The 23,691-nt window shown below is 61.3% G+C and carries 22 protein-coding genes and 1 pseudogene; 6 read left to right on the top strand and 17 right to left on the bottom strand.

Translation table 11 applies throughout. The features are described 5' to 3' along the window. Nucleotides 1-14: 14 nt before the first annotated feature. From GB927_RS25890 to GB927_RS25860, 7 genes are all read right to left on the bottom strand, one after another. Nucleotides 15-836, bottom strand: coding sequence for a transporter substrate-binding domain-containing protein (locus tag GB927_RS25890; RefSeq protein ID WP_439655531.1), 822 nt, complete (start codon nucleotides 834-836; stop codon nucleotides 15-17). A gap of 126 nt (nucleotides 837-962) precedes the next feature. Further along, complete coding sequence (lhpI, locus tag GB927_RS25885) at nucleotides 963-1,886, bottom strand: bifunctional Delta(1)-pyrroline-2-carboxylate/Delta(1)-piperideine-2-carboxylate reductase (protein ID WP_256120112.1); 924 nt, start codon at nucleotides 1,884-1,886, stop codon at nucleotides 963-965. Nucleotides 1,887-1,888: 2 nt separating this feature from the next. Next, nucleotides 1,889-2,896 (bottom strand): trans-3-hydroxy-L-proline dehydratase, encoded by a 1,008-nt coding sequence (gene lhpH / locus GB927_RS25880; protein ID WP_256120111.1) that lies wholly within the window; start codon nucleotides 2,894-2,896, stop codon nucleotides 1,889-1,891. Nucleotides 2,897-3,010: 114 nt separating this feature from the next. Beyond that, nucleotides 3,011-4,177 (bottom strand): N-methyl-L-tryptophan oxidase, encoded by a 1,167-nt coding sequence (gene solA / locus GB927_RS25875; protein WP_256120110.1) that lies wholly within the window; start codon nucleotides 4,175-4,177, stop codon nucleotides 3,011-3,013. A 28-nt stretch (nucleotides 4,178-4,205) separates the two neighbouring features. After that, complete coding sequence (locus GB927_RS25870; RefSeq protein ID WP_256120109.1) at nucleotides 4,206-4,676, bottom strand: GNAT family N-acetyltransferase; 471 nt, start codon at nucleotides 4,674-4,676, stop codon at nucleotides 4,206-4,208. Next, on the bottom strand, nucleotides 4,673-5,707 hold the full coding sequence (locus GB927_RS25865; protein WP_256120108.1) for an Ldh family oxidoreductase: 1,035 nt from the start codon (nucleotides 5,705-5,707) through the stop codon (nucleotides 4,673-4,675). The genes GB927_RS25870 and GB927_RS25865 overlap by 4 nt, the downstream gene beginning before the upstream one ends. Continuing rightward, nucleotides 5,700-7,868: a N,N-dimethylformamidase beta subunit family domain-containing protein gene (locus tag GB927_RS25860; RefSeq protein WP_256120107.1), complete on the bottom strand. Its 2,169-nt coding sequence runs from the start codon at nucleotides 7,866-7,868 to the stop codon at nucleotides 5,700-5,702. Before GB927_RS25860 ends, GB927_RS25865 begins: the two co-directional genes overlap by 8 nt. A 133-nt stretch (nucleotides 7,869-8,001) precedes the next feature. Here GB927_RS25860 and GB927_RS25855 point away from each other — a divergent pair, with 133 nt between their 5' ends. The 4 genes from GB927_RS25855 to GB927_RS25840 all read left to right on the top strand — a co-directional run bounded on the left by GB927_RS25855 (nucleotide 8,002) and on the right by GB927_RS25840 (nucleotide 12,610). Continuing rightward, nucleotides 8,002-8,682: a GntR family transcriptional regulator gene (locus GB927_RS25855; RefSeq protein ID WP_256120106.1), complete on the top strand. Its 681-nt coding sequence runs from the start codon at nucleotides 8,002-8,004 to the stop codon at nucleotides 8,680-8,682. Nucleotides 8,683-9,244: 562 nt separating this feature from the next. After that, nucleotides 9,245-9,658, top strand: a complete 414-nt coding sequence (locus GB927_RS25850) for a hypothetical protein (protein WP_256120105.1) — start codon at nucleotides 9,245-9,247, stop codon at nucleotides 9,656-9,658. Between the two features lie 146 nt (nucleotides 9,659-9,804). Further along, entirely contained in the window at nucleotides 9,805-11,310 is a 1,506-nt protein-coding gene (locus GB927_RS25845) for a DegQ family serine endoprotease (protein ID WP_256120104.1), read from the top strand. Between the two features lie 409 nt (nucleotides 11,311-11,719). Then, complete coding sequence (locus GB927_RS25840) at nucleotides 11,720-12,610, top strand: LysR substrate-binding domain-containing protein (protein WP_256120103.1); 891 nt, start codon at nucleotides 11,720-11,722, stop codon at nucleotides 12,608-12,610. Nucleotides 12,611-12,613: 3 nt separating this feature from the next. Here GB927_RS25840 and GB927_RS25835 read toward each other — a convergent pair whose 3' ends face one another. The 9 genes and pseudogenes from GB927_RS25835 to GB927_RS25795 all read right to left on the bottom strand — a co-directional run bounded on the left by GB927_RS25835 (nucleotide 12,614) and on the right by GB927_RS25795 (nucleotide 20,563). Next, a complete protein-coding gene (locus GB927_RS25835) occupies nucleotides 12,614-13,165 on the bottom strand; it encodes a gluconokinase (RefSeq protein ID WP_256120102.1) in 552 nt (183 codons plus the stop codon). 2 nt (nucleotides 13,166-13,167) lie between these two features. Beyond that, nucleotides 13,168-14,448: a TRAP transporter large permease gene (locus tag GB927_RS25830; RefSeq protein ID WP_256120101.1), complete on the bottom strand. Its 1,281-nt coding sequence runs from the start codon at nucleotides 14,446-14,448 to the stop codon at nucleotides 13,168-13,170. Nucleotides 14,449-14,451: 3 nt separating this feature from the next. Next, a complete protein-coding gene (locus tag GB927_RS25825) occupies nucleotides 14,452-15,003 on the bottom strand; it encodes a TRAP transporter small permease (protein ID WP_256120100.1) in 552 nt (183 codons plus the stop codon). A 75-nt stretch (nucleotides 15,004-15,078) separates the two neighbouring features. Beyond that, nucleotides 15,079-16,074: a DctP family TRAP transporter solute-binding subunit gene (locus GB927_RS25820; protein WP_256120099.1), complete on the bottom strand. Its 996-nt coding sequence runs from the start codon at nucleotides 16,072-16,074 to the stop codon at nucleotides 15,079-15,081. A gap of 25 nt (nucleotides 16,075-16,099) precedes the next feature. Beyond that, nucleotides 16,100-17,005 (bottom strand): NAD(P)-dependent oxidoreductase, encoded by a 906-nt coding sequence (locus tag GB927_RS25815; protein WP_256120098.1) that lies wholly within the window; start codon nucleotides 17,003-17,005, stop codon nucleotides 16,100-16,102. 12 nt (nucleotides 17,006-17,017) lie between these two features. Then, nucleotides 17,018-17,317: a putative quinol monooxygenase gene (locus GB927_RS25810; RefSeq protein WP_256120097.1), complete on the bottom strand. Its 300-nt coding sequence runs from the start codon at nucleotides 17,315-17,317 to the stop codon at nucleotides 17,018-17,020. Nucleotides 17,318-17,340: 23 nt separating this feature from the next. Further along, entirely contained in the window at nucleotides 17,341-18,699 is a 1,359-nt protein-coding gene (locus GB927_RS25805; protein ID WP_256120096.1) for an NAD(P)H-dependent oxidoreductase, read from the bottom strand. Nucleotides 18,700-19,095: 396 nt separating this feature from the next. Continuing rightward, nucleotides 19,096-19,377 (bottom strand): annotated as a pseudogene (locus GB927_RS25800) (ABC transporter ATP-binding protein); the annotation flags it as partial. A gap of 97 nt (nucleotides 19,378-19,474) precedes the next feature. Next, nucleotides 19,475-20,563 (bottom strand): type 2 periplasmic-binding domain-containing protein, encoded by a 1,089-nt coding sequence (locus GB927_RS25795; protein ID WP_256120095.1) that lies wholly within the window; start codon nucleotides 20,561-20,563, stop codon nucleotides 19,475-19,477. Nucleotides 20,564-20,725: 162 nt separating this feature from the next. On the opposite strand from GB927_RS25795, the gene GB927_RS25790 reads away from it, so the two are divergent. After that, nucleotides 20,726-21,898, top strand: coding sequence for a mandelate racemase/muconate lactonizing enzyme family protein (locus tag GB927_RS25790; protein ID WP_256120094.1), 1,173 nt, complete (start codon nucleotides 20,726-20,728; stop codon nucleotides 21,896-21,898). Further along, on the top strand, nucleotides 21,895-23,274 hold the full coding sequence (locus tag GB927_RS25785) for an MmgE/PrpD family protein (protein ID WP_256120093.1): 1,380 nt from the start codon (nucleotides 21,895-21,897) through the stop codon (nucleotides 23,272-23,274). The genes GB927_RS25790 and GB927_RS25785 overlap by 4 nt, the downstream gene beginning before the upstream one ends. A gap of 85 nt (nucleotides 23,275-23,359) precedes the next feature. Here GB927_RS25785 and GB927_RS25780 read toward each other — a convergent pair. Continuing rightward, a partial coding sequence (locus GB927_RS25780) for an electron transfer flavoprotein subunit alpha/FixB family protein (protein WP_256120092.1) occupies nucleotides 23,360-23,691 on the bottom strand: 332 nt, incomplete at its 5' end.

Genomic DNA, 23,691 nt, shown 5'->3' with positions numbered 1-23,691 from the left:
GAGACGAATGCTGGTTATCGGTAGACGCCGGGGACGGTTAGAGCCGGGGCTGCACCGGCATCCTCACCGATCCACTTCTTGTAGAGTTCGGCATAGCGGCCCGAACGCACCTGGCGGTTCAGGAACAGGTTGACGTAGTTGAGCCAACCCTGTTCCTGTCGCTTGACGATCAGTGCGCAGTAATCGGCATCGACCGGCGCGGGGCCGACAACCTTGAGGCCCGGATATTTGCCGGATTCGATGATCGCTGCGGCGATCGTCGACGTGGTGTAGGTCGCGTCGATGCGCTTCTGGCCGAGTGCCAGGAAGGTGTCCGACTGGGTCTGGAACGTCAGCATTTTCGACGCCGGATCGTTCTTCTTCTCGACCTCCTTGGCAAGCGCGAGCGTTTCATAGGCGCCCGCCGGACCGCCGACCGTATGACCCTTGATATCGTCAGGCGCCTTGATGCCCGAATCCTCGCGCGCCAGCACAATCGTCTCGAACACGAAATAGGGGATCGAGAAGCCTACGGTCTTCGCACGCTCCAGCGTGTCGGAGGCGACGGCGACCGCAACGTCGGCCCGGCCCGACAGGATCGCCGGGATGCGGTCATTTTCCGGCGTATCGACGATTTCCACTTCGACGCCAAGCGCCGCGCCGAGATCGTTGCAGTAGTCGACGTCGAAACCGATTGGGTTATTGTTCGCGTCGCGCGAGCCATTCGGCGGGAAGTCGAGCTGCACGGCGCAGCGAAGCTTGCCGGCACTGATGATGTCGTCAAGCTGGTCTGCTTGGGCAGCCGAACCACATATTGCCACAGCGGCGAGCGCCATAAGCGGGATCATTTTCTTCATTTGCAGTTCCTCTCTTGTTATGGATTATTTCGCATATTGGCTATCGTATACGCTCTAAAGTGCCGCTATTCCCCGCAAAGAGAGAGGTAAGAGGCGCCTTGAAACGAATCCGATGGCCTTCCCAATTCACCGCGACGGCCGGTCCGAAGTGTCCGTAGCGATCATTGCACGCGCCACGCGGCATGCCGCGAGGTCCCACGCCGCACAGCCGACGCTCTTGAAGAAGATCGGGCCAGCGACATCTGCCATTCCCTTCAGAACGTCAGACAGGGAAAGCACCTTGGACCAATCGGCGCCGGCCTGGATGAGATCACCCGCCTCGTGCCGCGCACCGGCGGCATCATCGACGATCAGAGAGCTGGCCAGCACTGTTTCCCTTCCAACCTCGGCTGCATCCGGCGTAAAGGCCCCTACCCCCACGACAAGCCGATCCCGCGTCGCGACTTCCGCATAGACCGGCGTCTTGCTGGTGGTGAGCGTCACCACGACGTCAACGCGAGACCAGTCGCGATCCGCAAAGGGCCTGACGGCGCAGGCGGTATGCCTTGCACAAAATTGGTCTTCCTCTTCCCGGGAAATCCCAGCGACGACCAGGTTTGCGCCGGGAAAGAAAGAGGCGAATGCCTGTGCATGTGTGGACGCCTGCTTGCCTGTTCCGATGATCGCGATGGTCTTCGGCGGCGTTTTCCGAAGCCGGCTGATGGCCAGCAGCGTCACCGCCGCCGTTCGCCGTCCGGTGACGGTCGGACCGTCGAGGGCGAAGAGGGAAACGCCGGTGACGGCATCGTAGGCAACGACCTCACCGTTGATCGTCGCAAGATTACGCGAAAGGTTCGACGGGCAGACATTGACGAGCTTGTGGCTCGCAATGTCCTCGGCGCTCGCGGGCATGGAAAGCATGACACCGCCGGCCGCTAGAGGAATGACCAGCCGCTCCGGACTGACGATCTTTCCGTCGGCATACGCGGCCACGGTTCTTTCCAGCTCCCTGACGAGCAGACCGAAGGGCAGCAATGTCTCGGTTAGGGATGCATCGAAGTGCTGGACCATCGTCAGCTCACCAGGAAGCCGTATTTGAGCGGATCGGCTTCATCGATCACCCAGTTGGCAAAGCCGCAAATATGGGCGCTGCCTTCCACTTCCGGGACGACGGCGTCGAAGTCGCCGACCTTGGTTTCGAAAAGCACACGTCCTTTGAAGATCGTGCCAATGATCGATTCATTGACCAGCGTCTCGGCACCGGTCATCTCGCCGCGAAGATAAAGCTGGGCAACGCGGCCCGCCGTACCCGAACCGGTCGGCGAGCGGTCGACGGCGCGGTCGGCATAGACGCAGCAATTTGCCTGTGTGGAGCCCGCATGGCGGGGGTCGCCATAAACCATCACGCCGTAGACATTGTTGAATTCCGGGATTTCCGGATGCACGAACGGCATCTTGGCATTCACCGCCTTCTTGATCTCGTATCCGAGCTGCATGACGCGCTGCGCATCGAATTCGCGAATTTCGACGCCGTGCTTGCGGCCGTCGACGTAGAAATAGGTCGCACCACCATACGCGACATCGCCGGTGACCTCGCCGAAGCTCGGCGTCTCAACGGTTACGTCGCGGCTGAAGATGAACGAGGGCACATTGACGAAACGAACCGCGCCGGTGCGCTCGCCATCCCATTGGACATAGGCTTCGATGAAGCCGCATGGCGCATCGATGCCGACCTTCGTTTCCGGCGCTTTCCGCTCGATCCAGCCGAGCTCCACGGCGGCGGTCGCAAGAGCGATGACACCGTGACCGCAATGGGGGCTGTAGCCCATGTTGTTGAGGAAGATCACGCCGAAATCGGCCTCGGGATGAACCGGCTCGGTCAGATAGCCGCCGTAGAGATCCTTGTGGCCGCGGGGCTCCAGCAGCACGGCGCGTCGATAGTGATCCGCGTTCTGTTCGAGCCAGGTGATGCGCTCGACAATCGTCTTGCCGGGGATCTTGGGCAGGCCCTGGGTGACCAGGCGAAAAGTCTCGCCGCAGGTGTGCAGCTCCACCGTGGTCAGGAAGCGATCGAATTTCATGTGTCTTCCTCTCACCGACGACCCGTTCGTCGTCGTTCATTCTTCTATTTCAGATATCGTATACGATCTACCAAATGTGTCAAGGCCGTTTACCGCCTTGCACCGACGATATGTTCAGTGGCCTGGCAGGCCGGCGAAAAATCGCTCCAGGCTGAATGCCGAAAGATCAGGAGTAGGCCTTCCCCTCAGCACGGCCGATACCGTCTCGCCAATCCCCAATGCATGTTTGAACCCATGACCCGAACAGGCGGACACGAGGAACAGCCCCGCAATGTCCGGATGCCAATCCAGCAGGAATCCATGATCGGAGGTCGACGTGTAGTAGCAGGCCTCCATCGCCTGCAATTCCGGGGAAATCCCGGAGAAGAACGGCGCGACATGCTGCTCGAAAAACCGATCGCTCGACTGGCCGATGCGGGCATCGACCTCCGTGTCCGCGACAAAGAACTTGAGCCCCTCCTCCGATCCTTCGAGCGGGAAAACCGTCGCGCAATCACCACCGACACGCTCGCGAAACCACATCAAGGTCGGGAATCGCTCCGCGCGGTAGGCAGCCGCATCACGCACTTTGAACGTAAAGGTCCGCTGCCGGCCGACAGTCAGCAGGCTCGCAAGCTGGTCGCCAAGGAGTTCGCCCATCCACCGCCCTGCCGCAACGACGACCTGCCGGGCGCGGATCCGCACCCCCTCGGCCTCGATCTCGACACCGCCGGAGACCGACGTGATCCGTTTGATGGCAGTATTCCTCAAAATCTCGGCGCCCGCGTGTTCGGCAAGGGCGATCTGCAGATCCAACAGCGGCTCGGGGCGGATGAACCCGGCGTCAGGCTCAAGATAACCCGTGTCCTCTTCGGCTATGCCGATGAGCTGCGGATAGCGTCTGCGCAACTCCCTTGACGGTAGAACTTCGTGCACAATGCCATTCGCCTGGGCAATCCCAATGGTATCGCGCAGGAAACCGCTGGCGCTGCTCGTCGCCTCCGACCCGATGATCAAAGTTCCCGTGCGCTGCATCAGGCTGACGCCGTAGCGGTGTTCGAGGTCACACAGCAGCGCATTCGAGCGCCGGACAAAATGCAGATAGGCCGGGCCTTCGGCAACGGCTTCTCTCGTCACCTTGTAGCCGCCATAGCTTGCGCCATGGCCATGCGGGGGGCTGTATGTGTCGATACCGACGACCTTCCCGCCCGACTGGGCCAGGAAATACAGCGTTGAAGCGCCCATGACGCCAAGGCCGACAACGGCACAGTCGACGTCGAGAATGGTTTGATGGGTAGCCATGATAGCTCGAAACCCCACTTGCCGTGCCTCAGGACGACTGGCGCATGAAGAAAAGACCGGGCAGGTTGGCCGTGAACCCCCACTTTTCGTAGAAGGGCCGCATTTCTTCGAGGCAATAGAGTTCGCGATGCTTGACGCCCGCGAGGACGGGATCCGTCATGACGGTGTCCATTAGGAGGCGCCCGAGCCCGGTGTTCCGCCAGGTATCCTTGACGATGATGTCGAAGATCATCGCCTTGTAGACGCCGTCCGTCATGGCGCGCGCGAAGGCGACCAGCTCTCCGTTCAACGGATCGATAAAGGCGAACACCGGCCCGGCATTCTTCATCAATCGTTCGACATCCGCTTTCTCCCGGCCTTTGGTCCACCACTCCTGCTGAAAGAGATCAACCAGTTGGTCCACCTGCTCGGGCGTGAGGTCCCGCCGAAGTTCAAGTCTGTTCCTGTCGAGCGTCATGTCATGGCCTTCCTGTTTGAGCCGATCCATTTCGGGTTTCATGGCGCCTCCCCCGCCAGCGTTCGAAGCCGCTGGAGTTCGCCCTGTGCGATCGGGATGCCGGACTGCTCGGCCGCCGCACGGTTCGCAAATCGCCGCGCGCCGGGGAGCCGATCCTGGCCGGCATCGATCAGCCGGGTGCACAGATGCGCAAGGCGCGTTTCAAAGCCTGTAGAGCCACCCCAGTTCGGATCGATCGCGATGAGGAACTGCCCCGCTTTCGGCGTTTGCGCGCCGGGATAACCGGTAAAGTCGTTTTCGAACGAGAGCTGTCCCCCTGTGACGGCGCTCGCGAGAATCTCGACGAGCAAGGCGATCGACGACCCCTTGTAGCCGCCGAAGGTGTTCAAAGCCCCGCCCGCCAGGATCGCGTGCGGATCCGTCGTGGCATTGCCGTCGCGGTCGACACCTGTTCCGACAGGAACCGGCTTGCCGGCGAGAGCCTGCAGACGGACTTCGCCATTCGCCATGACGCTGCTGGCTTGATCGACGACCAGCGGCGGCGCACCTTCCACCGGCGCGGCAAAGGCTATGGGATTGGTTCCATAGATCGCCTGCCGGCCGCCATGGGGAACCACATTCGCAAGCCCGTTCACCGCCGTGATGGCCATGTAGCCCGAAAGCGCAAAAGGTTCGACGTCCGGCCACAATGCGCTGAAATGGTGGGAATTGCGGATCGCGGCGATGGCTATACCTGTCTCGCGAAGAGCGTTTCTGACAAGCGGGTCCGCGGCCGCAAGCGCCCGCTGGGCAAAACCGTTCCGCGCATCGACGCGGATGAAGGACGGTCCAAGACGCGTGGCATCGGGCACCGCCAGGCCGTCCACCCATCCCGACCGGAGAGAACCGACATAGCCCGGCATGCGGAAGATGCCATGGCTGAGCGCACCGTCCCTTTCGCATCCGGCGCAGTTTTCCGCGAGGATTTCGGCGGTCTCCGCGGCTGTGCCATTGTTGACGAAAATTGTCGTCAGAAGCGATTTCAGCTCGTGAAAGCGAAGATGGGTGTCTCGAGTTTTGTTTCTCTCAACCATCAGCGAGAAACCTCCTCAGGCAATTTTCGAGAAGCCGCGAGACATTGTTGTCGTAGTTGTTGTGCGACAGGCTCCCGCAAAAGGTGATCGAGCCGACGGCAAAAAGCCCCCCACCTGTATCCGACTTTCCGTAGACGATGTTGGCGCTGATGCCGCCATGCGCCCGCGGCGCGCCGTCGAACACACCAGGCAGAAGAAGTTCCTCGAACGTCGTGTGGAACGAAGGCCCATGCCCTTCGGAGAAGGCGACGATCGTCGCGAATTCCGGCGTGCCGAGATCGGTTGCGGCTTGGTCGATCTCGAAACCCGCCGCCCCACCACCGGACAATCCGAAGTCACCGATGCGCTCATCGGACGATATGCCGTCAAAGAGAAAGGCAAGATACTCCGCGTAGGAGGCAGCGGTGCGGACATAATACGAGCCCTCGAACCCGCCCTCGGCAGTAAAGCCGACGCCAGCGACGGCCTGGGGCGGAATTCCGTTGCGGCGCCAAAGGCCGCCATAGTCTCCATCGAGCTGGTGGTAGTATTCGCCCGGCTGGCTCGCCCATACCCGCATGCCGCCCTCGGCACGCCGGACCTCGATCAGATGGGGCATGTCGTCATTGCGGCCGATCTTCCAGTAGAAGCCGTTGCCCCCAAGATACATGAGATTGCCGCCGGCTTCCCGATAGGCGATCAACGCCTCCATGGTGCGTCGGGTGTGGTATTCGGGGTGCGTGCCGGTCAGCACGACGTCATAGGGCGACAAGGCGGCAAGGCCATCCCGGTCAAGGTCTTCATCGGTTATGACGTCAAAGGAGAAACCCTTTTCCTCAAGCCAATCCGTCAGGTGCGAATCTGCCGGGAAATGTCGCATGCCCGATCCATTCGCATCGAAGTAGACGAGATAGTTCGGACGCATGGTCATGATGGGCCGCAGGCGCGATGACAGGGTGACCCCGGTTCCGTCGGGATGGCGGCTATAGGTAGAATATCCGTAGGCGCCGACCTCGTCGGGATTGTGCGGATAGGCATTCCAGCCCGCGCCCCTCTCGGCGAGGTCGCCGGCGAAATTGCCGCGCGCAAAATTCGCATAGGCCATATAGGTGAAGGTCGGCGCCAGGAAGACGATCCGCTGCCGCTTGGTCCTCTCCCCCGGGGTGACATAGAACGGGATCGTGTCCTTGCTGGCGCCGTTGTCGATCTCAAGCCCGTAGACACCGGAGCGCACGCCCTCGGGCACGTCCATGCGGATCGTTGTTTCCCAGGCACAATCGCTGAGGTCGTCGGAATGAAAACGGATCGCGGCATAGTCTTGCGGCGCCTGCTTCCAATCCTGGTTACGTCCGGACCATGCCGATGACCTGACGGCGCGCATCGGCATGTTGATCAGGGAAAGCCGCCGCCCACGTCTCGTCTCGTCCTCCACCCAGACCTCGCGCGCGTCTCCGCCGAAATTCCAGCCGGCGATGACGTCCCATGCGGACGATTCCGGGCGTCTTGCCCTCACTGCCGGATTTTCGAGAGCCCCGTTGAAGGTCTGCTCGGGGTGTCCTCGCCACACAGCGGCAAAGCAGATGTGATCGGCTCCGACCAGTACCGCACTCGTAACATCGGAAAAGCTGGCCCGCTTGCTTTGGTCGCCCCCGGGCCTCCCTTCCGAGACGACCACCGAGAAACCATCGAACTCAAAGGTCACCTCGAGACGGGACCAACGGTCCTGCGCCATGCCCAAGCCGACATCGAATACCCGACCCGTTCCCAACTGCTGGAGAAACAACATGCCGCCGCGAACAATCGTCGCCACGCCTGCGGTCCCGCCGGCGTTCTGCAAGGAGAAGACCGTCTGCGCCCGTTCGGAGAATAGGGTCGGCTGCACCATCAGCCCAATCCTGGCCGACGCAAAGTCACTGAGATCCGATATTTGGCCGAACGCGCAGGAGCCGAGGTGGGCCTGCTGCTCTGAAGCCGGATAGCTTTCCGCGAGGCCGAAGTCAGCAGCCTCGGTCTTGACGCCAGGTCCTGCCGGATTCGGATCGCAGCAGATGAGACGAAGTCCCCGCGCAGCAACCGGCCGATTGCCTTGAGAGGAAACCTTGAATTCCAGAGTGCCACCGGGCGTAGCGCTGAGGGGCGCAACATAGCCGATCAATCCCGGTGTTTTTTGCCCGTCCACCACGCACAACTCTCCTTCTTTCCTTATATAGAATATCGTATACGATTACGAGTCAAGACAGACAAGCACCGATCGTATATACGCTACGGTATTCGAAGCGCCCACGCGACCGCGCCGAGCGACCATGGAGTGAAAGTTGCCGCTGAAAGCCCAAAACCTGCCGTCACTCGGCAGCACGCCCCCGACTTCGGATATCATCGCGAAATACATTCGCGAAGCGATTGTCACTGGCGTCCTGGATGAGGGCGAGCCAATCCGCCAAGACGACATTGCCAAGCTCTTCGACGTCAGCAAGATTCCCGTCCGCGAAGCGCTGAAGCGTCTCGAAGCCGAGGGGCTTGTCGAGTTTCAGCGCAACCGCGGCGCTGTCGTAACGAGTATCACCGAACCGGAAATCGCCGAGATCTTCGAAGTGCGGGCCATGCTGGAAGCCAACGCGCTGAAACTTTCGGTTCCGAGAATGACCGAGCGCACATTCGAGCGTGCTGAAGGCTATTGCGACGAGTTCGCCCGCGAGACAGATGTCGCGCGATGGGCAGAACTGAACTGGCAATTTCACTCCTGTCTCTACGAAGACGCAGACAAACCCTTCCTGCTCAACCTCATCCGATCGGTGAACGACCGGATCGAACGATATCTTCGCATTCAGCTGACACTATCGGGCGGAACCGGCGTCGATGATCGAGAACACCGCCAGATTCTTGCCGCCTGCCGGCAGCGCGATGTCGCGCTCGCGACAGACCTGCTCGTTACTCACATCACCAAGGCATGCGAGTCTCTGCTGAGCAATTTGCCCAAAGTTAGAGGGAACAAATAGTCATTTGCGGCTGTATTTGCCGTTGAAAAGATCTTGACTGCCGACCCGTAAAATGGACGAGCATGAGTGCGCCCCGTCTCCCACTGTGCGCTGCTTCCGCCCGAGCGTAATCCGTATTAGACGGCCGACGATATCCGTATGTCCCACCAGGTCGACGACGTCGAAGGCAAGCATCATTTCGAATACGAAGGCCCTGCCGACCGCATCATATATGGGCTGAAGGCGCGGCTGGCCCCGGCAGTAAACTCCCACTCGATGCCTGAGAGAAAGATTACAGATCGGCCATGTTTGGTGCCTGCGCCCGGCGCAACACATAGAAAAGCAAACAATTGAAAAGAAACGGTAATTCGAGAACACTTACCGGGCAAGCTCCTCAATCCGGGCATTAATTTGGCGAAAAAGGCGCCCGAAACTTTATTTAATTGTAACATGACCAGACCGACCGGGCGGGCCTATAGATGATGACAGGCTGGATGCCGCCGGCGGGAAGGAACCGCGACGCGACGACACCGGACAGCCGGGTGGAGGGTACGTCTTCCCTCCTTCTTCGAGGATACGCGTCATGCGCTCGACATTGAAAACCATCACCTTTGCCACTATCGCTCTTTCGCTTGCCGTAGGCGGCGCCTTCGCCGCCGGCCGGCACGAGCCTCCCTCGGGGCGTGTTTCGACCCATGATCACGACTCTACCGATCCCCAGGCGTCATCGCAGTATATGCCAGCGCTTCTCTACAAGCCGCGTCTCAACCAGGTTCTCATCAGGCTACGTTCGGCCGACGAGAAGATACAACAAGAAGAGGCCATGCATCGGTTGTCGGCAAGCGCCGTGCGCAAACTAGAAAGCGAAACCGGTAGCATCCACAACCAGGCAATGACCGCCGCCAACTCCCATGCCGGCGCGATCCCGAACACCACTTACAAACGCCTCAAGAGCGACATCCGCAAGCTCGACCAGGATATCGTACGGTTGAGCTGACCTTCGGTACCCGTCGGCGACGTTCGACCACATTTCACCCCCCCAGCCCTGAACACGAGAGCGGCCGCCCTGCACCTGCGGTCCGGTCTCGTACGCTCCGGCGCCTGTCTCGCAGGCACCGGAGCACCGAACAAAGGAAGACGACCATGACCAGAATTCTTGAAAAACATCGTGTCGCAGCGCTCTTCGGCGTCGCCCTGCTGGTGCTGCCGATGGCTGCCTCCGGCCTTCTCGGCACGAAAACCGCGCAAGCTGCTGCACCGCAAAGCTTCGGCTCACCGCTCGCCGAGGGTTCCTTCGCCTCGGTCGTATCGGCCGACAAGCCAGCCGTCGTCACCATTACGACAACCCTCAGTGCGGAAGATGCCAGTGCCGATGGCACCTCCCCCTTCGGCGGCGGTTCGCCCTTCGACCAGCAGTTCCGCGACTTCTTCGGCCAGCGGCAGATGCCGCAGCCGCGGTCTGCCGAAAAGGCCCAGGCGCTCGGCTCCGGCTTCGTGCTGACGAGTGACGGTTACATCGTCACCAACAACCACGTCATCGACAAGGCGAACACCATCAAGGTAACGCTCGACGACGGCACGGAACTGTCGGCGAAGCTCATCGGTGCGGACCCGAAGTCGGACCTCGCCGTGTTGAAAATCGACAGCGACAAACCGCTGGCCACGATTGGCTGGGGCGAATCGGATAACTTGCGCGCCGGCGATCCGACCCTCGCCATCGGCAACCCCTTCGGCATCGGCACGACGGTAACGGCCGGCATCGTCTCGGCCCGCGGCCGCGACCTGCACAGTGGACCTTATGACGATTTCATCCAGATCGATGCACCGATCAACCACGGCAATTCGGGCGGTCCGCTTGTCGGCGCCGACGGCAAGGTCGTCGGCATCAACACGGCGATCTATTCGCCAAATGGCGGCAGTGTGGGCGTCGGTTTCGCCATACCTTCCAACCAGGCGCAGGCGGTCGTCGCCAAGCTGATGAAGGACGGCTCGATCGAGCACGGCTTCATCGGTGTGCAGATTCAGCCCGTGACCGCCGACATCGCCGATGCAATCGGGCTTGCCAAACCGACGGGTGCACTGGTGGCGAAGGTCGATGACGGCACACCGGCCGGCAAAGCCGGTATCCGTTCCGGCGACATCATCACCGCGCTCGGAGGCAAGGCAGTGACCTCGCCGCGCGATCTCTCACGCATGGTTGCCGATCTCAACCCCGGCGCGAAGGAAAGCCTGACGGTCTGGCGCGATGGCGGCGACAAGGACCTTTCGATTACCATCGGCAACAATGAGGACGGCAGTGGGCAGATCATAGCCGATGCCGGCGGCAAATCGGGCAAGGCGGCACAACATGTGCCGACCATCGGCGTTCAGCTTGGCGACCTGACGGCGGACATGCGGCAATCGCTCGGCCTGCCGAAGGATGAAAACGGCGCGGTCGTCGAGGGTGTCAACCCAGACAAGCCCGCCGCCGACGCCGGCCTCCAGCCGGGCGACGTCATCCTTTCGGTGAATCAGAAGCCGGTTGGCTCGGCCGGTGAAGCCAAAACCGCAGTTTCTGAAGCGGGCAAGGCAGGCCGCAAGGCCGTCCTGCTTCTGGTACAGCGGCAGGACCAGCAGACCTTCGTGACGGTCCCCTTCGCCCAGGGTTGAGTGTTTCAGCCTTTCAACAGCCGTCCAGCGCTGCTGGGCGGCTGCTTTTTGACGGCATCTGTCGGCTAGTCACATTCCTGAGGCGAAATAGGTGCGAGAGCCGGCTCCCCTCGAGCGACTTACGTTATGCGCGGGAACGAAAAGTTAATTGCAGCGATTCTTGAGCAACTGTCGCGCCTGATAGGCGCGAACCGACATGAATACCGCCCAGAGACGGCGGGCAGTGCTCTGTGATTTCGCTTTGTCTGTCGAACGCATCGTGCTGTCCTCGCTTTCCGGCGTGAATCTACAACCTGCCGTGTCAGCGACGCAGTGCAGATTGCGCATTGCAGCGTTGCAGCTTGCTCGATGCTTGGCGGAACGGAAGGTAGATGATTTAAGAAAGCGAACCTTATGCGGACAATCCCTGATGCATATCCCCATCAAGCCGATTTTTGTCTTCCATACAGCGGCTCGCGCGGGCAGCATTTCGCGCGCCGCTAAAGAGCTCAGCGTCACACCATCAGCCGTCAGTCAGCAAATCCAGGCGCTTGAACTGCAGCTCGGCGTCTCCCTATTGGCCAAGGCGGGTCGCGGCATTGTGCTGACAGAGGCCGGCGAACGCTATTTTTCGATGATAGCAGACCAGGTCGAGCACATCGCCGAGGCGACTGCGACCATCAAGGGTTTCCGCTCCGTCACCAGCCTCACCATTCGCGCGACGCCGACGCTTTCCAACAAATGGCTGCTTCCGAGGTTGGCCTCGTTTCTCGACCAGCAGCCCGACCTGGAAGTGCGCCTCGATGGCACGAACGAGCCGACTGATTTCAGCCAGGAGATCGTCGATATCGAGCTTCGCCACGGCGACGGGCGCTGGCCAGGCCTGTTTGTCGAGGGTGTGGTGGAGGAAGAGTTCATGCCGGTCTGCTCGCCGGGCTACGCCGCAGCCGATAGTCTTTCTCCGGAGGATTTGCCGAAGTTCCGCCTCATCCACTCCGCCAAGTCTCAGGCGCAATGGACGACATGGTTTCCTTTGGCGGGAGTGACATCCACAGACCGTTGGCAGCGCGTATTGTTCGACCGCAGCCATATGGCAATCGACGCCGCCGCACGCGGCATGGGCATTGCCTTGGAAAGCACGCTGATGATGGAGGAGGAACTCGCTTCCGGCCGCCTCGTTTGCCCCGTCGCGTCCTACCCGGCAATCCGGCTGGTGACCCAGTGGATCGTCTGCCCGTTCGATCATCTGCGGCGAAAAAAGGTGCGCACCTTCCTAGACTGGCTGCGTGAAGAACGGGATGCCTGGGCGGCAAGGCGCTGAGGATCAGCCGCCGGTGGAAGTCCGCCCATCGAGCTGGGCAAGCGCGAACACGACGATTTCATCGGGCGACATGCGGATATCGAGGTACACGACATCCTCGTCTTCTGCCGGTGGCTCCAAGGTCTGCAACTGGCTTTCGAGCAGCGAGGCACTGGCAAAATGATTCTGACGGTCGGCGAGCCGCTCGCCGATCAATTCCGGGGCGCCGGTGAGAAAGAGGATCGGGAACGCTCCAATCTTCGCGCGGAGGAAGTCACGGTAGCTTCGCTTGAGGGCGGAGCAGGCAATGATGACGGGCCGGCCTTCCGCGCCAATCGCGGCTTCCGCCACAGCCGTCAGCCACGGCCAACGGTCGTTATCTGTGAGACCGATACCCTGGCGCATGCGTTCGACATTCTCGGGGCTATGATAAGCATCCGCTTCAACGAAGGTACCGCGAAGGGAGTTCACGAGACGGCTGGCGATCACGCTTTTTCCCGTGCCCGCAATGCCCATGACGAGAATGTAAGCCGCCTGCATCATTTCAGGGCGCAGACTTTGAACTGCCTTAGCCATCGTCAATACATTCCCAAAAGACGGATCGGGCCGAGAGTGAGGATCGGGAAGAGCACCAGCGCGAAGATGGCCAGCGTCAATACCGCCATCGGCGCCAGCGAGCCGCGGATGACATCCTCCACCTTCATGTTGGCCACCTGCGCCGCCGCAAAGAGGCAGACACCGATGGGCGGGGTCACGAGGCCGAGTGTCAGCGTCATGACGGTGACGATTAGGAAGTGGATCGGGTCGATACCCAGCGCCTGCACCGGCGGCATCAGCACGGGGATAAGAATGAACATGGCGGGGATCGCCTCCATGAAGATGCCGATGATCAAAAGGAAAAAGAAGATGACAAGCATGCCTGTCAGCGGGCCGAGGCTCATGATCTGCATCAGTTCGGCCACCTTCTCCGGCAGGCCATCATAGGTGAAGATCCAGGCGGCAAGCTGCGAGGTGGCGGCGATGAAGAGGATGGTGCCGGAGATGCGCGCCGTCGAGATCAGGATTTCCGGAATCTCGCGGAGCGGAAGGGTCCGGTAGACCAGAAGGCCGAGGACCGCGACATAGATCACGGCGATTGCCGCCGCCTCGGTGGGCGTGAACAGACCGCTCGCAATACCGATGATGAGGATCAGCGGCGTCAGCATCGGCAGGATGGCGCGCAGGCCCGTCACCACCAAGAGTCGAAAATTGAAGGGCTTCGGCGGATTGTAGCCGTAGTAGACCGAATAGAAATGGTTGAAGACCAGGAAGGCGAAGGCGATGAACAGGCCCGGCACGAGACCGGCGACCAGCAGTGTGCCGATCGACACGTTGGCGATAGAGCCGGCGATGACAACGAGGATGGACGGTGGGATGATCGAGGAGAGCGTGGCGGTGCAGAGCGTCATGCCGACGGCATAACCCTTGGGAAAGCCGTGCCGCTCCATCGCCTTGATCTCGATGGCGCCAACGGAGGCAATGTCGGCGACGGAGGAGCCGGACACGCCTGAAAAGATCACCGACGAAATCACGTTGACATGGCCGAGACCACCCGGAAGCCAGCCGACGATCGCCTCGGCGAAGTCAAAAATACGTTCGGCGACCCGGCCGCGCTCCATCACGGCCCCGACCAGAATGAAGAGCGGCACCGCCACCAGCAGGAACGAATTCATCGACGAGAACATCGTCTGTGACAGGAGATCCATCGGCATGGACGTGAACAGCCAGAGCGTGGCGATACCGGCGAGCGCTAGAGCTACTGCAAGCGGTATGCCGAGCATGCTCAGCCCGAAGAAGGAAAGGAGGAGAAAGAGCGACATGGGTCAATGTCCCGCTGATATGGAGATGTCGGCATGGGCACTTTCACCCGCCGGCAGGCCGAGTTCTGGAAGTGCGATGAGGTCGCGGCGGCGGCGCAGGGAATCGAAGATCGCCAGGATCGCGATCGCCGCGGAGACGGGCATCACCATGCCGATCACCCACATGGGAATGGGCAGCGTCGCGGCGGTCTCGTTCATCATGATCTGCTGACGCACCAGCGTCAGCCCGGTCCATCCCATCAAAGCAAAAAAAAGGACGGAAGACAGGACATAGATCGGCACGGCGAGATTCTGGAAGAGCCGGCGCGCAAGCACGAGGAAAATAACGACGCGAGCACTCTCGACGGTCCTGAAGCCGGCGGCGAGACCGAGAAACACCATCCAGATGAAAAGAAAGCGCGTCGCTTCCTCGGTCCACGGAAACGGGTGCCCGGCAAGACGGCCGACGACTTGGATCAGCACGACGACCAGGATGCCGGCGCACGCAGCACCGGCGGCGACATCGGCGATGATCTTCACGAAGGTGCCGAGCGGGGAGCGCAGGGGAGCACGCATGGAAATACCTTTCCGCGGGAGTGAAACAGAAGCCTGGGCCGACATCTGTCCCAAGACAAGGTGTCGGCCCAAACGTCAGTTCGTCTTGGCGAAAGACTGGGTGCGATCGAAGAAGGACTGGTCCTTCACGAGAGCGGCAAACGTCTCCGACAGCCCGGCTGCGACGTCAACGAACGCCTGACGCTGCTCTTCCGTCAGTTCGTTGACCTCCATGCCCTTTGCCTTGAGGGTCTCCAGCGACTTTGCGATATCCGCAGCGTCGTTCTCGGCCTTCCAGGCCTCGGTTTCCTTGGCAGCATCCTGCAACGCGGACTTGAAGGCATCACTCAAGCCTTCATAGCGTGCCGGGTTCATGCCCAGCACCCAAGCGTCGGCGATGTGGTTGCTGATCGTTGCGTATTTCTGCACTTCGAACAGGCGGGCGCTGACTGGAACGTTGATCGGATTCTCTTGCCCGTCGACCACCTTCAACTGCAACGCATTGTAGACTTCAGCGAAAGCCATTGGCGTCGGCGCAGCACCCATCGCGCCAAAGAACTCAACCCAGAGCGGATTGTTCGGCACGCGTAGCTTCATGCCCTTGAGGTCAGCCGGTGCGGTGATCGGAAGCTTCGAATTGGTAATCTGGCGCAGTGGTCGGGACCAGAGATCAAGACCGAGAATGCCGATATTGCTGAGATCGCCTTGGAGCTCCTTGCCGAGATCACTATCAAGATAAGCGCGCAGCTGCTCAATGTCCCGGAACTGGTAGGGGATAGCGATTGCCGTGAACTTTGGATTGAAAGTTGCGTAAAGCGATGTGGAGTTCAAGAGCATATCCAGCGAACCACCCGCAAGCTGCTTGACGCCAGCCGATGGATCGCCGCCGTAGAGCGTGCCATTGGCAAATACCTTGATTGTCAGCTCGCCATTCGTCTTGGCAGAGACCAGCTCGGCGAATTTGTTGGCGGCAAGGGTGATTTCCGACGTATCGGCATCCGGTGTTGAAAGCGTCAGGGTTTCGGCCGCGGCGAACGAGGCCGAGAAGAGCGTTGCTGCCGCGACGAGGCCGCGAATGGTAAAGAGTTTCATGTCATTCCTCCCAAAGAATTTGATGTCAGGTACAAGCCGTCGGTTGCGCGGTATCGTTCATGCGCCGAAGTTCAAGAATGATGCCGCTATGATCCAGATCGCCATCGCCGTTGTCGACCATGGCCTGGTAGAGCCGGTCGACCTCCTCGCCGACCGGTAGCCTCAATCCCCGGCTATGTGCAAATGCCAGGGCCGTGGATGTATCCTTCACTTGGTATTTCGCCGGACCGCCCGGCTGGAAATCGCCCATGACCATTCTCAGGCCGTGTTGACGGAAGATGGTGGAATCGGCGAAACCGCCGAGCAAGGCCTCGCGTACGCGGGCTGGATTTGCCCCGCCCCGTTCTACGAGTGTCAGAGCCTCGGCAACCGCACAGATTGTCGAAGCGACGATGAGCTGGTTGGCGAGTTTCGTCAGTGCGCCGCTGCCGGCAGGGCCGACGTGCGTAACCCGTCCGAGGCACGCGAAGACGGCGGCAAGTGCCGCAACATCCGCCTCGACGCCCCCCGCCATGATGGCAAGCGTGCCATCCCGCGCGCCTTTCTCACCGCCGGAAACCGGGGCATCGCTATAGGTAAGGCCGCGACCGACCACCTGCTCGCCGATGTGCACCGCTGTTTCCACCGGAATGGAACTCATCACGACGAGCGCGGCGGCCGTTTTCATCGCGGCCACGACACCGCCGGCGCCCAAAAGCACGTCCTCGCAGACCGGGCCGGAGCTGAGCATGCAGATCACCACATCGGCGCCGGCGGCGGCCTCCGCCGCCGAGCCCGAGACGGCGATGCCGCGGGACGACAGCACATCGGCCTTGTCCCGCGTCCGGTTCCAGGCAGCCACCTGAAAACCCGCATCAGCCAGCCGGCCGGCCATGTGCCCGCCCATGATGCCCGTTCCGATAACGGCGATCCGTTTCACACTTTCGGCCATGGCACACCCTCTTCACGGATAGTGGCGGTGAAGGAAGCGGACAGGCCGCTCCTCCAGGATGAAGGATGGGAAGGCCGCCCGGAAACGCTTGAGATGTGGCGTTTGCAGATGGACATCGAACGCTGCGCGGCTGTCGTAGACTTCGTAGAAGACAACAGTGCCGTCTTCTCCTTGCGGCTGGACGACGTCGAATTGACGGCATCCCGGTTCATCCGCCAACGAATGCTGCGCATCTTCGCGCGCGGCCTCCAGAAAGTCCGCAAGCCTCTCCGGCCACACGCGAAACTCGGCAACAACGACGAAAGCTTCCATCTTCCCGTCCTCTTACCGCGCGATCAGGCTGCCGCTTCCTGGCCGGGGCGGAAGCGTGCTTCCATGTCCTGGCGCAGTGTGACGACATCGAGGTCGTTGACGATCTCGACATCATCAAAGCTGACGATCTGGTCCTTCTTGATCGGCCGCTTGAGCTTGACATTATGAGCAAGGCCGATCGGCAGAGCCTTCAGGTCGAGGCTGCGCGTCGCCGGGATTGCGTTGGCCCAGACAGCGTACCCGCCCTCACCGTCCAGCATTTCACCGGGCTGCATGTCCTTCTTGGCAGTCGCAACCGCGTCGCCGCGGAACTGCTTGGATGTGCCGGTCGGTTCATTGCGGAGCACTGCGGACAAAACGCTAACGGAAGTTTCGAGGCCAATGATGTGGAAGGGGCGCCACATGGAGGCATACCAGCCCGACGGATCGGTAAGGAGGCCATATTGCTTGAAGCAGGCGCGGGCATATTCGTTGTGCGCCTTGAAAGTCACGAAGACGCCGTAGCGGATATTGTTGAAGACCTCGCGGCCATCAGGCTCCTGGCTGGCCGCGATGTCGACGAGGCCGGACCGGGCCATGCGACCGCCGTCGCTCACCGGACGGAAAACGCGGGCGAGATCGTGGAGACCAGCGGGCGGGAACGCAAGGCCATCATCCGGGCAATCGAGACCCGTGCCGTTTGCAACGGCGGCCATCTCGATTGCAGCCTTGGTGCCGTCCGTGAAGGAGTTGTAGAGCTTCGGGTTGAGATTGTCTGCGGCAACCTGTTCTTCAGTCCAGCCGAACAGTCCCCATACCGTGTCTGGCGTGGAATAACGGTAGCGCGGCTCGAAATTCATGCCCTTGCCGGCAGAGGTGACCTCGAAGCCGGTGGCGCGAGCCCAGTCGACAAGCTCGCAGATCAAGGCCGGCTGGTCGCCATAGGCCATGGAATAGATCACGCCGGCCGCGCGGGCCTTCTCCGCCAGAATCGGACCGACCATGACGTCGGCCTCGACATTGACCATCACAACATGCTTGCGGCTTTCGATAGCAGCAAGCGCATGGCGCGTACCGGCGATCGGATGGCCGGTTGCCTCGATGACGCATTCGATCTCGTCGCAGCCGAAGATCGCGTTGACGTCGTTGGTTACGAAGGTTTGGCCGGTTTTCAGCGCCTCGCCGCAGCTCCGTGCCTGGTAGCGCTCCTTGGTCCAGCCGACCCGCTCCATGGATTCGCGTGCCTTGGCGACGTCAAGGTCGGCGACGGCAACCATGTGCAAGCCGTCAATGCGCTGGGCCTGAGCAAGGACCATCGAACCGAACTTGCCGGCGCCGATCAGTGCCACACGAACGGGACGGCCCTCGGCCGCACGCAGGGAAAGAAGGGAATAAAGGTTCATCGACAGGGTCCTCAGCTTGGGGATGATTGTGAGGAGTGCCCCGCCGAAGTCCGCGCATCGTCGAGTGAACGGCAAAGCGCATGCGCTTCACCGGCCACAATCGTCGCAATGAGCTTGGTCTCCTCCGAGGAGGGCGAATTCGCCGCCACTCCCAGCCGCCTCCCGAGCAGCTTCGGAAGGAAGGTACGGCCGATAAGCGCTTAGCTCAATTTAGAAAGTCGAATGAATTTGTTAGATTTTCTAAGCAATCCGATGCCGCATATGGTCAGTTCAAACGCGCCAAGCGCGCCGCCGCTTCGCCTGCCGGTGAAAATTCAGCCAGCGCTTCGCAGACGCAACTATGGACGAACCGACGCGGCAAGGGTGACGATAGCAACTTGCTGGCAGCGAGGACGCTCAATGAAATCCCGCCTGCACAAAGTGCCCCTTTGAGACCTCTTGGTACAGGCGCTTTGGCGGCTCGTAGCCGATGTGATGGATTGGGCTCCGAATCTCGTCGGTTGACACAGGCCGTTTGATGTTACGCCGCGACGGGTTCGGTACAGGGACTGCCGCCATCCGCTTTTGCGTATAGGCATGCTGCGGATTCTCGAACACGGCCTGGCGCGGACCAATCTCGACGATCTCAGCGAGATGCATAACTACCACCCGATGGCTCACCTTCTCCACCACGGCGACGGGGCATTCGCGTATCAGCACGTTTCAACGCCTTGGGTTTTATGCATCAGCGAAATGCAAGGGGTGCCGCGCTTTGTCGGTGCGGCACCCCGAGCCATTACTGCCGGCCCGCAGTTTCCTTCGCGATCCATTCTTGAAGCCAAGTAAAGGTCGCGTCGTCGAAGGCCACGGCGCCGCGCAGGATCTCGCCGGCTTGTGCGCCGAGCGCTTGCGGATAAGGACCGACGATCTCGTCGGACTTCTCGACGTTTTCCGGCTTGCGCAGGTCGACGAGCACCTCCTTCATCGCGGTATTATAGGCCTCCACGATTTCGCTCGGCGTGTCCGCTGGCAGCGCAAGTGCCTTCGAGGCCATGACATTGAGGTTAAAGACGGCTCTCCATGCCTCGAAGCCTGGTCCTTCCGGGTCCTTGCCGAACATCGAGCGATACACTTCGACAAAGGTCGGCAGGTCGGGGACCGTGGGATCACGCACGATCTTTCCGTTTTCGTCGGCAATGCCGAAGGCAAAGAGCGGCACGGCCTCGCCCGCCTCGATCAGCGGCTTGACCTGTGTCGGATAGGCTTGGGTCGAGTCGAAGTTGACGTTGAACTCGCCGCGCTCGAAAGCGGGCCGGGCATCGCCGCGGTTGATGCCGTAGATCGGCTTCAGGTCGAGATCCAGCAGATCCAGGCTCAGCAGCACGCGCATGTCGCCGCCCGAAGGGTTGTTCGCCCCCATAACCAGTTGCTTGCCCTTGAGAGACGCCATGTCTCCGAGCGTTTTCGGCCCAATATCCGGCCGGGCATAGACCACCGTGCCGGCGGGCGAACTGATGATCGGAATCCAGGTGTCGAGCTTGTAGCGAACCCGTTCATCCCGGAACACATAGTTTGACGTAACCGACGCCGCGACCGCAATGAGCGACAACCCATCCGGCTTGGCACGCTCCTGGAACTGGTTGCTGCCGGCAATCGCGCCAGCGCCTTCCACATTCGTGACGATGACCGTGGGGTTGCCGGGCAGCTTCGCCGAAAGAAAGGGGGCGAGATAGCGCGCATAAAGGTCGGTTCCCCCGCCAGCCTCGTATGGCACGATGATCTCGACACGCTTTCCGCCGAAATCGGCTGACTGCGCATAGGCTGCACTCGCCCACATGGCCGCAGCCGCGACCATGAGTCGACCCAAACTCTTGATAGGCTTCATAAATTCCTCCCGTTTCACGATGTGAAATGTTGTTCCACAAATTTATCGTAGTTGGGTTGCGCACCGGGAGTCAAATCAATATGTTTCACACCATGGAATAGCATTTCAAGCGCTATACATAGCGTCGTCCGGGTTCTCCCGGTGTTCAAAAACGGGGGAATCATGAAAATCGAGCGGATCGAAATCATTGTCAGCGACCTGACCCAGCGCCTGCAGCGTATGCGTTCCACCGGCTCCTATGATACGGGACGCTCGGGCGACCTGCTCGGTAAGCCGGTTCTGGTGAAAATCTTTGCAGAAGGTGTTGTCGGCTACGGCCAGATCCGCCCGCTTTCGCCGCATCACTCGATACCCGACACCTATGCCAGCATCATTACCGCGATCCAGGAGGTGTACGGGCCTCACTTGATCGGCCGGTCGATTTTCGACGTGGAAGCGATCCACGCGATGTTCGACAATCGCGGCCCGCAGAACGTCAATGCCCGCGCCCTCATCGACCACGCCCTATACGACGCCATGGGCAAGGCGCTCGGCCAGCCGGTCTACAACCTGATCGGCGGTCTCTGTCAGGAGCTCATCCCGCTCGAATGGTCGATCAGCATGGCAAGCGACATTGCGCGCGTGGTTGAGGATGCGCAGCGCGCGGTTTCGCAGTTCGGCATCACCGTACTATGTATGAAGGCCGGCCATCCGAACGGCTGGCGCGAGGACGTGCGAACCTTCCGCAAGATCCGCGAGGCGATCGGGCTCGACATCGTGCTCGGCATGGATCCCAATACCGGCTGGAGTTGTAGCGACACGTTCAGCGTTCTTGAAGCGCTGAAGGATTATCGCCTCGATTACCTCGAACAGCCGATCGACCGGCATGACCTGCGAGGCATGGCGGCGATCAGGGCCGCGGCAAGCGGCGTGCCGCTGATGGCGGACGAGGCCTGCGGGACGATCAAGGACGCGCATGCGATCATCGCTGCGGGCGCCGCCGATGTGCTGTGCATCAAGCTCTACAAGCATGGTGGCATCACGCCGGCCCGCAAGATTGCGGCACTCGCCGAAGCGGCAAACCTCAAGATCAATTGTGGTGGGCTTGCTGTTCTCTCACAGCTCGAGGCCGCCGCCGGCGCGCATTTCTATGCCAGCCGGCCCGCGCGGCAGGTCATGCCCGCCGGCGAGTTCATTTTCGGGCTCGGCGTCATGGGTCCGGATCCGATCGCTGCAGAAAACGACTTCCAGATCCGTGATGGTCACGTCCGCGTGCCGAACGGACCCGGCTTCGGCATCACCATCGACGAGACGGCACTGGAGCGCCTGACGCTGCGGCGCGAGGTACTCGCATGAACACCATGTCAACGACGGTTATCGCCCGGCTCGGCGCGTGGCTGAGCTCACTGCGTTATGAGGATCTTCCGTCCGACGTCGTGGAGCACATGAAGCTGTGCCTGCTTGATGGCATCGGCTGCGGCCTCTTCGGCGCTCGCCAGCCCTGGGGGTCGATGGTGTCGGAACTCGCCTCGGAGCTCGGCGGCAGGCCCGGCGTAACACTCTTCGGGCGTGGCGAGACGGCGAGCCCGCCCAATGCGGCGCTCGCAAACGGCACGGCCATACATGGCTACGAGATCGATGACGTGCACGTCTCGTCCTCCCTGCACCCGGCTGCCGTCACCATTCCCGCAGCCCTGGCAGTGGCCGAAGCCGAAGGACGCAGCGGACGCGACCTGCTCCTGGCACTTGCGGCCGGCTATGAGATCGGTATACGCGTCGGCATCTGCGCCGGCGTTAGCCACTCGACCAGCGGCTTCCATGTCACTGGGACGGTCGGGACGTTCGCCGCGGCCGCGGCCGCCGCATCCTGTCTCAAGCTCGACGCGACTGCGAGCGCACATGCGATTGCGCTTGGCGCCACGCAGGCAAGCGGCCTCTATGCGGCGCGCAAGGGCGCGATGGCCAAACGCTTCCACGCCGGCCGCGCCGCCGAAAGCGGTGTTCTCGCCGCCCTCCTGGCCCGCAAGGGATTTACCGGCGCACTCAATGGAATCGAGGCGCAGTCCGGCGGTTTCATGAGCACGATGAAGGGACAATTCGATCCCGAGACAATACTCGAAGGATTGGGGGAAAACTGGGAATGCCGACGTGTCGGCTTCAAGCTCTACGCGGCATGCGCAAGCGCACACACGACGATAGACGCGGTCAGGGAGCTGACAGCAGCAGGCCTTCGCGCCGATAACCTCCAGCACCTTACCATTAGCCTCAGCAAGAAGGGCGCCATGAATGTCGGCTGGCCCTACCAGCCGGTGGATATCGTCTCAGCGCAGATGAACGGATCGTTTGCCGCGGCGATTCAGCTGCTCGAAGGCGATGCCTTCGTGAAGCAGTACAGGCAGGATCGCCTCGCCGATCCCGACGTGCTCACGCTCATCGCGAAGATGGAATTCAGGCATGAGCCGGAGCTCGACGCCGGCGGCGCCGCGAACCGTCATCGCGTCACGGCCGTCGCACGCATGACGGACGGCCGGGTCCTCGAGACGGACGTGCCCCATCGCACGGGCAGCGCGGAACGCCCTGTCGGGCGGCAAAGGATTGAACAGAAGTTTTTCTCGCTCTGCGATGGCATCGTGCCACCCGCTCAAGCCCACGCGATCGCCTCCACGATTGCCACGATGGATGCCCAGGCCACCCTCCGTGAACTTGGCCGGCATCTCTCCGCTACCCATTAGCCTGAGCCGACTCGCGGGCTCCCTCACCGTCGGCATCCTCGGTTCAAGCCTCAGGGTGACGACGGTAAAGTCGATGCGTGCCCGTTCAGAGCGCCTTCTGTAACTCCGGCAGCGCCTCGAAGAGATCGGCGACGAGGCCATAGTCGGCGACCTGGAAGATCGGCGCCTCCTCGTCCTTGTTGATCGCCACGATCACCTTGGAGTCCTTCATGCCGGCGAGATGCTGGATCGCACCCGAGATGCCGCAGGCGATGTAGAGCTGCGGCGCGACAACCTTGCCCGTCTGCCCAACCTGCCAGTCGTTCGGCGCGTAGCCCGCATCGACTGCCGCGCGCGAGGCACCGACGGCAGCACCGAGCTTGTCGGCAACCGGAAGGATGACCTCCTGGAATTTTTCAGACGAACCAAGCGCACGCC

This window comes from Shinella lacus (genome assembly GCF_010994755.1).
In the GTDB taxonomy this organism is placed as follows: domain Bacteria; phylum Pseudomonadota; class Alphaproteobacteria; order Rhizobiales; family Rhizobiaceae; genus Shinella; species Shinella lacus.
Note: the sequence above shows the minus strand (reverse complement) of the source record. Positions and strands in the feature narration are given on the sequence as shown.